Origin of the sequence: Bosea sp. AS-1 (assembly GCF_002220095.1) — a bacterium.
In the GTDB taxonomy this organism is placed as follows: Bacteria; Pseudomonadota; Alphaproteobacteria; order Rhizobiales; family Beijerinckiaceae; genus Allobosea.
Map to the genome: position 1 here is coordinate 4,675,226 of NZ_CP022372.1, position 13,123 is coordinate 4,688,348.

A 13,123-nucleotide genomic window follows, 5' to 3' on the forward strand; every position below is an offset into this window, starting at 1 on the left:
AACCTCGAACAGGGAGACGCCCATGGCCGCCCTCGCTCAAGTCCACCCCATCTCGGAGGCAAAGGCCCTGATGCCGCGCGACCTCATCCGCATCGACGGCCTCGAGAAGACCTATGCCGATGGCTCGGTCCACGCCTTGTCGAACATCGACCTCAACATCAAGGACGGCGAGTTCGTCTGCGTCGTCGGTCCTTCGGGCTGCGGCAAGTCGACCCTGCTGCGCATTCTCGCCGGGCTCGACGATTACGACAGCGGCGAAGCCGCGCTTGATGGGAGATCGATCACCGGCCCTTCGCGGGATGTCGGTGTCGTCTTCCAGGCGGCGAACCTGCTGCCCTGGCTGACTGTACGCGAGAACGTCGCACTGCCCTTGCGGGTCGGCGGCAAGCAGGTGGGGCAGGCGGAGGATGTCGACCGGCTGCTCGATGTCACCGGGCTCAAGGATTTCGGGCACCGCTATCCTTACGAGCTGTCGGGCGGCATGCAGCAGCGCGCCGGCATCTGCCGGGCGCTGGTGCGCTCACCGCGCGTCCTGCTGATGGACGAACCATTCGGCGCGCTCGACGCGCTGACCCGCGAGCGCATGAACCTCGAACTCCAGCGCATCTGGCAGGCGAGCCGCAAGACCGTGATGCTGATCACCCATTCGATCTCGGAAGCGATCTTCCTCGCCGACCGCGTGGTGGTGATGTCCGCGCGCCCCGGCCGCGTCATCCGCGAACTGGACGTGCCGATCCCACGCCCCCGCTCCAACGACAGCATCATCAGCCATCCGGCCTATCCGGCGCTGGCCAAGGAAATCCGGGGTCTGCTCAACGCCCAGGGAGACGAATGATGAGCCAGGCGCAGACCACCATCGTCGCCGATCCCGTTGCGATCGAGAAGGCGGCCCCCAAGCCCGGGACGGCTGCTGGCAAGCGCAAGCAGAAGAAGGGCATCAACGGCACGGCGATCACGCTCGTCGGCCTCGCCCTCCTGTTCGCCGGCTGGGCGGCGGCGGTGAAGTATCTCGACATTCCTTCCTACATCCTGCCTTCACCGGTGGCGGTGTGGAACGCACTCTGGTCCGGCATCGCCGTCAGCCCATCGAGTCCACTCGGCTACTACCTGCCACTTTGGGGAACGCTGAAGAACGCGGCCATCGGGCTCGCCATCGGCTCGGGGCTGGGGCTCACGCTCGGCTCGCTCATGGCCGAGAGCCGGCTGATCGAGAAGCTGGTGATGCCCTATGCCTTCGCATTGCAATCCCTGCCGAAGGTCGCGATCGCGCCGCTGGTCGTGATCTGGTTCGGTTTCGGCGACGGCTCGAAGATCGCGATCTCGGCGCTGCTCGCCTTCTTCCCGATGCTGATCAACAGCTTCACCGGCCTGCGCGCCGTCGAGCCTGAGCGCATCGACCTGATGCGCTCGCTCTCAGCCTCGCGCTTCGAGACCTACCGGATCGTCAAGCTGCCCAATGCCGCGCCCTACATCTTCGCCGGGCTCGACATGGCGGTTGTCTATGCGCTGCTCGGCACCATCGTCGCCGAATTCCTCGGCGCCCAGCAGGGCATGGGCGTCGTCATCACACAGGCGCAGGCCGTAACGGACGTGGCCGGCGTCTTCGCCGCGCTCGTCATCCTGGGCGCGATGGGAATCCTGCTCCACGGCATCGTCCGCGGGCTGGAGGCACGAATCGTCCATTGGGGAGACCGCGGCCGCAAGTGAATCGACCGCAACCATAAACAAGCAAGGGAAAGGGAGAACGTCATGATCAACCGCAGACAATGGCTCCAGGCCAGCAGTGTCTTCGCGACCGCGCTGGCGCTCGGCCCGCGTTCCGCCTTCGCGCAGCCTGCCAAGACGGTGAAGGTCGGCGTCGGTCTCAAGTCAATCAACGCCAGCGTCATCAACCTGCTGGTGGGCGAGGCGCTCGGCTACAATGCCGAAGAGGGCTTCAAGGTGCAGGGGCTGGCACTCGGCGGCAACGCCAATGTCCAGGTCGCGACGGACAAGGGCGATGTCGATGTCGGCATCGGCGTGCCGTCCTATGCGCTGCCGATCCTCGCCAGGGGCGAATGGGGCCAGTCGCAATGGTTCTACCAGTACACCTATCCCTATAAATGGGATGTGGCGGTGAAGCCGGGCTCGGCCGTCAAGAGCTATGCCGACCTCAAGGGCAAGAATATCGGCGTCTCCGATTTCGGCGGCACCGAATATCCCGTCACCCGCAACGTGCTGAAGTCGCTGGGCATCGACCCCGACAAGGATGCGAAGTGGACGGCGGTCGGCGCCGGCGTGCCGGCGGGCGTGGCGCTGCAGCGCGGCGCGATCGATGCGCTGGCCTATTACGACACGGGCTTCGGCATCATCGACGGCGCCGGCATCCCGCTCGAGCTCGTGAAGCGGCCCGACAACCTGCCGATGATCGGTGGTCAGTTCCTGATGGGGCTGCGGCCACGCATCGAGAAGGAGCGCGCCACCTTCGTCGGCTTCGGCCGCTCGACGGCCAAAGCCTCATATTTCATCCTCGAGAACCCAACCGCCGGCGCAAAGGCATTCCTGAAGCTCTATCCGGAAACCGCCCCGCGCGGCTCCAGCGAAGAACAGGCGGTGAAATCGGTGCTGGAAGCGATCAGCCGGCGCATCAAGCTCTACGAACCGCCTTATCAGGGCGCCAAAATGGGCTCGATCCGGGTCGACGAATTCGTGACGGAAGCCAAGATGAACGACTGGGACATCAAGGACTTCTCGAAGATCTACACCAACGACCTGATCGGTGAGATCAATAATTTCGATGTCGAGAAGATCAGGGCGCAAGCGCGCGCCTACACTGGATGAGTGATCCGTCTTCCGAAACCGGCGAGCGCCCAAAACATGCGCTCGTCACCGGCGTCAGTTCCGGAATCGGCGAGGCGACCGCGAAGCGCCTCCTCGCCGAAGGCTGGAGCGTCATCGGCTTCAGCCGTGGCGCGCCGGCCTTCGCGCATGAGCGCCTGAAGCATGTCTCCGTCGACATCGCCGACCCGACGGCGCTGGCGCAAGCACTGGCCGGCATCGGCATGCTCGACGCGATCGTCCACGCCGCCGGTATCTTGCGCGTCGGCACCCTTGGCCAGCTCGACCCGGCAAATGGTCATGCGATGTGGCGACTGCACGTGGATGCGGCCGAGCAGATCGTCGAGGCGCTCGCCGGGGCGCTACCGGAGGGCGCACGTATCGTCTTCATCGGCAGCCGGACGGCAGCGGGCACGGCCGGCCGAGCCCAGTATGCCGCAACCAAGGCGGCACTGGTCGGCATGGCCCGCTCGTTCGCGATCGAGCTGGCGCCCCGGCAGATCACCGTGAACGTGGTCGCGCCGGGAGCGACCGACACGCCGATGCTGAAAGACCCGAAACGAGCTGCGGTCGCGCCGAAGATGCCACCGATGGGCCGGCTAGTGAAACCGGAAGAGGTGGCCGCGACGGTGTGCTTCCTGCTCTCTGAGGGGGCTGCGAGCATCACCGGGCAGCAGATCCTTGTCTGCGGTGGCGCCTCGCTCTGAGGTGCCGGCCCGGCCCAAGAACTCTCTACGCGTGAGCCGCAAATACCCCCCGTTCGGTGGTCTCCGACGGCAGCTGCAGGCACATCTCCGCTCGGCAGCCCGCCACTACATGGCGGCGCGGGGGTCGTGTTTGGCGATCCTGGCGAGCCGCCATTGCCGGTCAGGGTCGAAATCGGCCGCTGCGAACTCGCAAGGCGCTTCGAACGCAGCTCTCACTACTTCTGCGCCCACATCCCACGCGACCTCCAAAGACGATAGAGAGGCCACGAGACGGCCTCGCCGTGGCTACCTCCGGGTCGTCGGAGAATGCGCCCTCTTACCTACTCACCTCCTGCCGAATGCAGGCCTTGAAGTGGCCGGGCGAAACCTCTTCGAGCGGAGGCACCACCCTCGCGCATTCCTCGATCGCGTGTGGGCAGCGGGTACGGAACACGCAACCCGAAGGCGGATTGGCCGGGCTGGGGATATCGCCCTTCAGGATCTGGCGAGAGCGGGCCTTGGCCGGATCGGGGGACGGAATCGCCGAGAGCAGCGCCCGCGTGTAGGGGTGATGGGGCTCGCGATACAGTTGCTCGCTCGATGCGATCTCCATGATGCGACCGAGATAGAGCACGATGACCGTGTCGCAGATGTATTCGACGACAGCCAGATCGTGCGAGATGAACAGCATCGACAGACCGAGGCGGAGCTGCAGATCGCGGAGCAGGTTGACGATCTGGGCCTGGATCGAGACGTCGAGCGCCGAGACGGGCTCGTCGGCCACGATCAGCTGCGGCTCCAGCGTCAAGGCGCGTGCGATGCCGATGCGCTGGCGCTGCCCCCCGGAAAACTCGTGCGCGTAGCGATCGAAAGCGTCGGCTGGCAGGTCGACTGCCGCAAGCGCCACCCTGGCCCGCTGGGCTCGCTCCGGGCGCGTCCCGATCCGTTGAATTTCGAGCCCCTCGGTCAGGATCTGCCCGATGGTCATGCGCGGCGACAAGCTCGCGAACGGATCCTGAAAGATATACTGCATGTGCCGGCGCTGGGGACGCATCTCGGCGGCGGAAAGTTTGGTCAGGTCGACGCCGTTGAAGCGCACCTCGCCCGAAGTCGGCTCGATGAGGCGCAGCACCGAACGCCCGATCGTCGTCTTGCCGCTGCCCGACTCGCCGACGAGGCCGACGACCTTGCCGCGCGGCACGTCGAAGGAGACGTCTTCGAGCGCGCGTACGACAGCCCCGCGAGCAAAGCCCGCCGGCTTGAAATGTTTGGTCAGGTTCCTGACCGAAAGCAGCGCGTCCGTCACGCTCAAACCTCCTGCCATCTCAGGCAGCGGCTCTTCTTGCCGTTACCTGCATCAAACAAGGGCGGAACATCGGCCCGGCACGCATCGATCGCGTAAGGACACCGCGGAGCGAAGGAACAGCCCTGCGGGAGCTGGATGAGGCTCGGCACGGAGCCCGCGATCGTCGGCAGGGGAATTCCCTGCCGTTTCAACGCGGTCGCCTCCCCCAGCCTCGGGATGGAGCGCATCAGGCCGATCGTATAGGGGTGTCGCGGATGCGCGAATACGTCGGCGACGGCCCCGATCTCGACGATGCGGCCGGCATACATCACGGCCACCCGGTCGGCGATCTCCGCCACCACGCCGAGATTATGGGTGACGAACAGGATGCCCATGCCACGTTCCGCCTGCAGCTTCTGCAGCAGGTCGAGGATCTGGGCCTGGATGGTCACGTCGAGCGCCGTGGTCGGCTCATCCGCGATCAGCAGAACCGGATCGCAGGCAAGCGCCATGGCAATGGTGGCGCGCTGGCGCATGCCGCCGGACAGTTCGTGCGGGTATTGCCGGGCGCGCCGCTCAGGGTCCGGGATGCCGACATCGGCCAGGAGCTGCACCGCCCCGGCAGCGGCCTCCTTGCGGCTGCTCCCGAGATGGATGCGCATGGGCTCGGCGATCTGCTCGCCGATGGTATAGACCGGGTTGAGGCTGGTCATGGGCTCCTGGAAGACCATGGCGATGTCATTGCCCCGGATCTGCCGCATGGCTTCGGCGTCAAATCCGGTGAGGTCCCGCGTCTCACCTGATTTGCCCCTGAACAGGATGTGGCCCTGATCGACCCGGCCCACCCCTCTCGGCAGCAGCCCCATGATCGAGAGGCTGGTGACGGACTTGCCCGACCCGGACTCGCCGACCAGTGCCAGCGTCTCCCCCGGCGCGATCGTCAGGTCCAGGTCCTGCACGGCAGCGACCTGCCGGCCCCCGATGCGGAAGACCGTCTTGAGCCCCGCTATATCGAGGATCGGGGCGGCGTCCATCGCGTCAGCGTCCAAGCCCGGCGGCGCGGACCATCTGCGCGACCTTCGCCGACTCTTCGGCATTGAGCGACCGCTGCGGCCGCGCCATCGTGTTGGTGGCGATAATGCCAAGTTCGCGCATGGCGGTCTTGAAGGCGCCGACACCGGCGGAACCAGCGCTGGTCCGAGGCAGAGAAACCCAGACCATTTCGAACAGCTGGCACAGACGCTCCTGTTCCTTGCGCGCGGCGTCCCAGTCCCCGGCCCGGGCGTGCTTCCACAACCGCACGTAGCCATGTGGGTCCACATTGGCGAGGCCCGGCACGACGCCATGCGCGCCCATCTGGAGCGCGTTGTCGACCACGATCTCCGAACCCGTCATGAGAAACACGTCGGGCTTGTCGGCGAGATCGAGCAGGCAGAAGCGGAAGGTGCCATCGTCACCGCTCGAATCCTTGAGCCCGGCGATGGTGCCCTCGCGAGCCAGCGTCACGGTCGTCTGGCGCTCCAGCTTGGTATGGACGCAGACGGGGATGTCATAGGCGATCACCGGAACGTCGAGCGCCTGGCGCACGTAGCGGAAATGGTCGACCACCTCCGGCTGACTCGTCCGGGTATAGAAGGGAGCCGTCACCACCACGGCATCGACGCCGATCGCCTGCGCCGCCTTCGCATGGCCGATGACCCGGTCGGTGGTCGGATCGATGACGCCCGCCAGGACCGGCAGGCGCCCGTTCACCACCTTCACGGTGTGCTCCAGGATCCGGCGCCGGGTGGCCTCATCGTGGAAGATCACCTCGCTGGTCGAGCCGAGCACGAAGAGGCCGTGCACGCCGCCCGCGATCAGGTGCTCCAGAACCCTGGTATAGGAGGGGTAGTCGACCTCGAAATTCTCGGTGAGAGGAGTGACGACCGGAGGGACGACGCCGTGGAAGCTGGTCATGGTAAGCCTTTGCCGCTTGGTTATTGAAGATCCGAACGAGGGTCGAAGGCATCGCGCAGGCCATCGCCGACGAAGTTGATCGCCAGCACCGTGATGACGAGCGCCGCACCCGGGAACATCCACTGCCAGACGTATTGTTCGAGCACGACAGTCGAGCGCGCCGCGTTCAGCATGTTGCCCCAGCTGGCCTCCGGGGGAGCGATGCCGAGCCCGAGAAAGGACAAGCCCGCCTCCAGCAGGATGGCATTGGCGATCTGCAGGGTGGCGTAGACCACGAGAATGTCGATGCAGTTCGGCAAGCCATGCCGGAACAGCAGGGAGCCCATCCCGGCGCCCATGCCGCGCGACGCGACGACGAAATCGCGCTCGCGCAACTCGAGAAGGCGGGCCCGGACCATGCGCGAGAGCACGGGCCAGGACAGCAGCGAGATCACGGCGACGGTCGGCACGATGCCGGTCCCGACGATCGAAGCCAGCACGAGCAGCAGGATCACCGGTGGCAAGGTCATGGCGAGGTCGACGAGGCGCATGATGACGCCGTCGACCATCCGGCCGCTGAAGGAGGATACGGCCCCGACGAGGAAGCCGATGACCAGCGAGACCGCCACCGAGGCGACCGCCACTAACAGAGAGATGCGACCGCCCTGCATCAGGCGCGCGAGGATGTCGCGTCCCACGCCGTCCGTGCCGAGCCAATGACTGGCGTTCGGCCCCTTGTTGAGCGCACGCAGGTCGATCTGGTTCGGCGCATAGGCCCACCACATCGGATAGGTCAGGATCGCAAGGAGGATGAGAGCGAGCGTAACGAGACCCAACACGGCGATGTGGTTGGTGGCGAAGCGACCCAGCGCCCGGGCGGTCGGTCCTTTGCTCGATCCCGAAGCGGCTATTGCGGCACTCACGATCAGGCCACCTGGATACGAGGGTCGACCGCGGCATAGGCGATGTCGGTCAGGAGATTCACCAGGATGACGCAGGCCCCGATGATCAGCGTCGCCCCCATGATCACCGGATAGTCGCGCGTATCGACGGCGTTGATCAGCAACAGGCCCATGCCCGGCCAGTTGAACACGCTCTCGATGAAGATCGCGCCGCCCACTGCAATACCGATGGTCGACCCGATCAGGGTAACGACCGGCAGAAGCGCGTTTCGCACCGCATGCTTCATGATGACCCAGAACTCCTTGACACCTTTGGCACGCGCGGTGCGGACGTATTCCTGGTTCAGCACTTCGAGGAGCGAGGCGCGCATGTAGCGCATGATCAATGCGGCATGGCCGATCGACAGAAGACAGGCCGGCAGGACGAGATGGGCCAGAAGGTCCCCGATCGAGAACGGAGCCCCGGGAGTCAGCATGCCACCCGACGGCGCCCAGCGAAGGACGATCGAGAACAGGTAGAGCCCGAGAAGCGCGGTCAGGAAGGCAGGGCTCGAAATGCCGAGGAAGGCGACCACGGAAAAGCCGACATCGGTCGGAGAGTTCCGCCGGACGGCACTGAAGATCCCCGCAGCGATGCCGACCACGATGGCGATGGCCAAGCCCGCACCCATGAGCATGACGGTCGGCCCGATGCGCTCGAGCACGAGCGGCAGAACCTTCACGCCATTGCGCTGGATCGAGTAGCCGAGATCGCCGGTCGCGGCCGTGCGCAGCCATGCCAGGTATTGGACGGGGAGCGGCTGATCGAGGCCGAGGCGCGCACGCAGGGCATCCATTTCGCCCTGCGACATGGCGACGTTGGGATTGACATAGGCGTCGATCGGATCCCCCGGCGCCAGGCGCAGCAGGGCGAACACGAGCATGCTCAGCGCGACGAGCATCAACGGACCGGCGACGAGACGCCTTGCGACATATGACAGCATGAGCAGGCCTTCGTGATCTGGAGCGAGAAGGCGGCCGGACTGCGCTGATCCGCCTTCTCGGAAGCGTCGGGCAGGTTCGCCTACTTCTCGATCGACCACTTCTCGGGGTGGGCATTGTAAGGACCGCCAGCCGGAGCGGGCACCCAGACGAAGTCCTTCAGCTGCGTGGAGGCCACGCCGTAACGATTGGCCACCCACATCGTGGCCCAGGGAAGCCCGGCGTTCATCGCCTTGCAGACATCCTGGTAGCGCGCGTTCAACTTCTGCGGATCGGTTTCCGCGAGCGCCGTATCGAACGCCTTGGTCAGATCCGGCATCTCGATGCGCAGGAAATTCGCCCCCGCGGGCGGCTTCTGTGCCGCGTTCAGGCCGATATTGAGCCCCGACGGATCAGGTCCGTTCTGAAGGCCGGCATAGACGAGCGGGAACTGGCTGAAGTCAGGATTGGCCGCGTAGATGATGCCGTTATAGGTCGGCGTGTCGACCACGCGCGGCACCACATTGATGCCGACCTGCCCAAGCATCGCCTGCACGGCAGCCATCACATTCGCGGCCTGGGGCGTATTGTAATAGGTCAGCCAGGTGATCGGCTTGTTGCCGTTGATCTTGTCCCAGCCAGCCTCCGTCAGCAGGGCCTTGGCCTTGGCCGGATCGTATTTGTACGGGTTCAGCCCTTCGGGAACGAGCTGCTTGGCGACATAGCCGCAATTGGCGACGGTAGCCGCGCCGCCATAGAGGCTGTCGATAATGGTCTGCCGGTCGATGGCGTGCATCACCGCCTGGCGCACGCGGACGTCCTTCCAGAGCGGAACCTGCTGGTTGAAGCCGAGGTAGTTGGCAACGAAGGACTGCCCCTCGATGACCTTGAAACCCTTGTTGTCCTTGAACGCCGCAACGTCGTCGGGCTCGACATAGGTGAACTGGATTTCTCCCGCTCGCAGGGCGGCGACGGCCGCGGCCGCGTTCTTGAAATAGCGGTTGATCACCCGATCGACCTTCGGACGGCCGAGACGATAGTCGTCATCAGCGACCAGCTCGACGTATTGGTCGGTCACGTATTGCTTGAACTTGAACGGCCCGGTCCCGATCGGCTTGGTCGCCCACCATGTGCTGGTCGCCAGTTCCTTTGGCGTCATGCCCGCGAGCGCGTGCTCGGGCAGGATCATCAGCTTCGTCAGGGTCGCGAGGAAACCGGCATCCGGACGCGAGAGCTTGATGACCACTGTCCGCTCATCGGGCGTCTCCACGGATGAGACTGCGTTCAGGCGCGCGGCGAAGACCGTTCCCGTCTCGCCGTTCTTGGCGAGATCGACCGTGAACTTCACATCCTTGGAGGTGAAGGGCTTGCCATCGTGCCAGGTCTCTTTGGCGAGCTTGAAGGTGTATTCGGTCTTGCCGGCATTGAGGGAATACTCGCTGGCGAGCGCACCCTCGATCGCCGACAGATCGGCATTGTAGTTGATCAGGGGCTCGAAATAGACATTGAGCCAAGTGAATCCACCCGTCGCCGCCAGTGGGTTGAAATTACCCTGGAAACCACCGGGGCCCACATCGAAGCCGCCGCTGATGGTCTTCGGTTCCTGAGCGGCAACCGAGGTGGCCAGCGCCGTCGCCCCAAGCATCGCGGCGGTGGAGACGGCTCGAATAAAAGTTTTCAGCTGCATCGTTCCCTCCTGTCAATTTTTGGCGGATTTCCTGTTGCTCGCGATGACCGCGAGGATCCCTTCATAGTGTTTGTCGAGCCTCTCCCGGGCTCGTTCGACATCGCGTGCCGCAATCGCCTCGACGATCTCATGATGGTCGCGCCAAGTGGAAAGCGGATCGGAATTGGCGAGATTGGCGAAGTCCGAAGCCTTGTAGAAGGCGCGCCAGAAAACCGCGATCAGACCGGTGAGCATCCGGTTGTTCTGGCAGCGGAACAGCAGCTGGTGAAACTGCTCGTCCTCTTCGGCGAAGCTCTCGTTGCGCTCGGCCCGCTCGCGCATCCGCTCCGTGATCTGACGCAACGCGGCGAGATCCTCCTCGTCGATCATGTCGATCGTCTTGTGAATGAGGCCGACCTCGAGAACGCTGCGCAGTTCGCGCAACTCCTCGATATCGCGCAGCCCGCCGGCCAGGCCGTAGGCGAGATTGTCGAGGAGCGGCTGGAACGAGAACTCCTTCACGAAGACGCCGATGCCGCGGCGGGTCTCCAGGATCCCCAGGGACTCCAGCGCCTTGATCGCCTCGCGCACGGAGTTGCGGCTGACGCCGAGCTGCTGGCCAAGAAAAGACTCGGGCGGCAGCGCGTCGCCGGCCTTGAGCTGATTGTCCTCGACATAGCTGCGCAGGCTCTCCTGCACGCTCACATGCAGTGATGGAGGCCGCCTCAACGGCTTGAGCCGCTTCTCACCTGGCATGCCCGGACCGCCTCCCCTCTCACGAGATCCACGAATGAAGCCGGGATCCTTGATGACACTTGTCCAATATCAGCTTGTAGGATATCCATCAAGCTAGTTTGCAGGCGGACCGAACATCGGACTTGAGCCCCATGAAAGTTGCCTTGCTAGGCGTGGGCCACTGGCACGCGCGGATGCATCTGGACGCCGTCACTTCGTCGGGCGGCGAGGTCACCACGGTCTGGGACCCCGATACGACGACGGCAAAGCGGTTTGCCGCCGACCATGGGCTGGCAACCGCACAGAGCCTGGAGCAGGCGATCAACGACCGCCCCAACCTCATCGTGCTCATGGGACATCCGCTGATCGTGCCTGACCTTGCCGTTCAGATCATCGCGACGGGTGTTCCGCTGGTTCTCGAAAAGCCGGCAGCCAACACCACGGACGGATTGATGCGCGTCGTCGAGGCCAGCCGGCAGCGCGGCGCCTTTGTCGGCGTCCCGCTTCCCAACCGCTTCGGGCCGATCTTCCGGGCGATGACGGAGCTCGAGACGGAAGGCCGTCTCGGCGCGCTCGCCCACGGCCATTTCCGGATCGTCAATGGACCGCCTCAACGCTACCGGGACGACGGTGTCGACTGGATGCTCGATCCCGCGATCGGCGGTGGCGGGGCCCTGCGGAACCTTGGCATCCACGGCATCGACGCCGCGCTCTCCCTCGCGCAGGGAACCTTGCGCGTCGTCTCGGCCTCGATCAGCCATCGCATCCATGACGAGCCGGTCGAGGACCATGCTCATGTCACCTTGTGCGACGAGGGCGGGAAGCTGTTCACGGTCGAGGCCGGGTACACCTATGCGTCGATGGCACCGGGCGGGGATTTCGAGTGGCGGGTCGCCACCGGCAACGCCTACCTGATCGATCGCGGCGAGACGTCCCACTGCACGACGCTGGACGATGGCCGCAACCGGGCACTCCCGCCCGAGCATCCAAGCACGCGCTATCGGCTGTTCATGGCCGACACGTTCGACAAGCTCCGCTCGGGCAAGCCCCCAGCAGTGGGCATCGAGGATTATCTGGCGGCGATGCAGGTCATCGACGCGGCATACGAGAAGGCAAACGCATGATCGGGGTCGGGATCATCGGAGCGGGACATTTCGGAGCGGTTCACGCTGGCGCGATGGCCGAGGTCGACGAGGTGAGGCTCGTCGCATCCTGCCGGGACAATGCCGATGCCGCAGCCGCTTTCGCGGCCGAGCACGGCGGCAGGAGTTACGGCGACTGGCGGGCCCTGCTCGACGATCCGGCCGTCGATGCCGTGCTGATCGCCACGCCGCACCATCTGCATGAAGAGATCGCCATTGGAGCCGCGCAAGCGGGCAAGCACATCCTGCTCGAAAAGCCGATGGCGCCCAGCATCGCCGCCTGCAACGCCATCCTCTCGGCGGCCAATGCCCATGACGTCAAGCTCATGATCGGGCACGTGATGCACTTCGCTCTGCCCTGCCTCCGAGCCAAGGAAATCATCGATGCAGGCGCGTTCGGCGCCCCTGTCCTCGGCTCGAGCTGGATGATCAAGCTTTGGATGGAGGCCAACCGGCGCTCCTGGCACCTCGATACACACACCGGCGGTGGCATGCTGATGACGGCCGGCATTCACGCGCTCGATCGCTTGATCTGGCTCATGGGCCAGCCGGTGGATGGCGTGACGGCCATGGCCGGCACGTTCTTTCACGGCCAACGGGCCGATGATGCCGCGCTGATCGGCTTGCGCTTCGCGAATGGCCGGATCGGGCAGGTCGCCAGCGTCGGCTACCGCAATGGGGCGGTGACCTTCGCCATGGACCTGGTCTGCGAGGACGGCACGGTCCGCATCGATTTCGACCAGGGTGTCTTCACCGGCCGGGGTGGGGTCTGGACACCGGTTCCGGACTCCATCGAGCCGAACTGGATGAGCGCGGCCGTCGCACGCGAGTGGCGGGCCTTCGCCGACAGCATCGTGAACGACACGGCTTCCCCGGTCAGCGGGGCGTATGGGCGCCATATCATCGCCTGCATCGAAGCCGCCCACCAGGCGAGCGCCGCCCGACGCGAAATCCCCGTCATCGGCATGACCCAGATCTAGCCCACCATCCGACAA

13 protein-coding genes are annotated in these 13,123 nt (G+C 65.1%); 6 read left to right on the forward strand and 7 right to left on the reverse strand.

From position 1 onward, the window contains the following. The first annotated feature begins 22 nt into the window (after window positions 1-22). The 4 genes from CE453_RS23975 to CE453_RS23990 are packed head-to-tail and all read left to right on the forward strand — an operon-like array spanning window position 23 to window position 3,524. The gene (locus tag CE453_RS23975) at window positions 23-835 is read left to right on the forward strand and encodes an ABC transporter ATP-binding protein (RefSeq protein ID WP_089176861.1); all 813 of its coding nucleotides are present in this window, start codon (window positions 23-25) and stop codon (window positions 833-835) included. Continuing rightward, complete coding sequence (locus CE453_RS23980) at window positions 835-1,707, forward strand: ABC transporter permease (protein ID WP_198302416.1); 873 nt, start codon at window positions 835-837, stop codon at window positions 1,705-1,707. Before CE453_RS23975 ends, CE453_RS23980 begins: the two co-directional genes overlap by 1 nt. A gap of 42 nt (window positions 1,708-1,749) precedes the next feature. Further along, window positions 1,750-2,820: an ABC transporter substrate-binding protein gene (locus tag CE453_RS23985; protein ID WP_089176863.1), complete on the forward strand. Its 1,071-nt coding sequence runs from the start codon at window positions 1,750-1,752 to the stop codon at window positions 2,818-2,820. Then, complete coding sequence (locus CE453_RS23990) at window positions 2,817-3,524, forward strand: SDR family NAD(P)-dependent oxidoreductase (RefSeq protein ID WP_089176864.1); 708 nt, start codon at window positions 2,817-2,819, stop codon at window positions 3,522-3,524. The genes CE453_RS23985 and CE453_RS23990 overlap by 4 nt, the downstream gene beginning before the upstream one ends. 316 nt (window positions 3,525-3,840) lie before the next feature. Here the strand turns inward: CE453_RS23990 and CE453_RS23995 are convergent, their stop codons facing one another. The 7 genes from CE453_RS23995 to CE453_RS24025 all read right to left on the reverse strand — a co-directional run bounded on the left by CE453_RS23995 (window position 3,841) and on the right by CE453_RS24025 (window position 11,007). Then, window positions 3,841-4,827: an ABC transporter ATP-binding protein gene (locus tag CE453_RS23995; protein WP_472840962.1), complete on the reverse strand. Its 987-nt coding sequence runs from the start codon at window positions 4,825-4,827 to the stop codon at window positions 3,841-3,843. After that, window positions 4,812-5,822 (reverse strand): ABC transporter ATP-binding protein, encoded by a 1,011-nt coding sequence (locus CE453_RS24000; RefSeq protein WP_089176866.1) that lies wholly within the window; start codon window positions 5,820-5,822, stop codon window positions 4,812-4,814. The genes CE453_RS23995 and CE453_RS24000 overlap by 16 nt, the downstream gene beginning before the upstream one ends. Window positions 5,823-5,826: 4 nt before the next feature. Further along, window positions 5,827-6,744, reverse strand: a complete 918-nt coding sequence (locus tag CE453_RS24005) for a dihydrodipicolinate synthase family protein (RefSeq protein WP_089176867.1) — start codon at window positions 6,742-6,744, stop codon at window positions 5,827-5,829. Window positions 6,745-6,764: 20 nt separating this feature from the next. Continuing rightward, window positions 6,765-7,646: an ABC transporter permease gene (locus CE453_RS24010; RefSeq protein ID WP_248307859.1), complete on the reverse strand. Its 882-nt coding sequence runs from the start codon at window positions 7,644-7,646 to the stop codon at window positions 6,765-6,767. A gap of 2 nt (window positions 7,647-7,648) precedes the next feature. Then, entirely contained in the window at window positions 7,649-8,608 is a 960-nt protein-coding gene (locus tag CE453_RS24015) for an ABC transporter permease (protein WP_089176868.1), read from the reverse strand. 80 nt (window positions 8,609-8,688) lie between these two features. Beyond that, complete coding sequence (locus tag CE453_RS24020) at window positions 8,689-10,272, reverse strand: ABC transporter substrate-binding protein (RefSeq protein WP_089176869.1); 1,584 nt, start codon at window positions 10,270-10,272, stop codon at window positions 8,689-8,691. Window positions 10,273-10,284: 12 nt separating this feature from the next. Beyond that, entirely contained in the window at window positions 10,285-11,007 is a 723-nt protein-coding gene (locus tag CE453_RS24025) for a FadR/GntR family transcriptional regulator (protein WP_089176870.1), read from the reverse strand. A gap of 131 nt (window positions 11,008-11,138) precedes the next feature. On the opposite strand from CE453_RS24025, the gene CE453_RS24030 reads away from it, so the two are divergent. Further along, entirely contained in the window at window positions 11,139-12,110 is a 972-nt protein-coding gene (locus tag CE453_RS24030; RefSeq protein WP_089176871.1) for a Gfo/Idh/MocA family protein, read from the forward strand. Then, complete coding sequence (locus CE453_RS24035) at window positions 12,107-13,108, forward strand: Gfo/Idh/MocA family protein (protein ID WP_089176872.1); 1,002 nt, start codon at window positions 12,107-12,109, stop codon at window positions 13,106-13,108. The genes CE453_RS24030 and CE453_RS24035 overlap by 4 nt, the downstream gene beginning before the upstream one ends. Window positions 13,109-13,123: the final 15 nt, after the last annotated feature.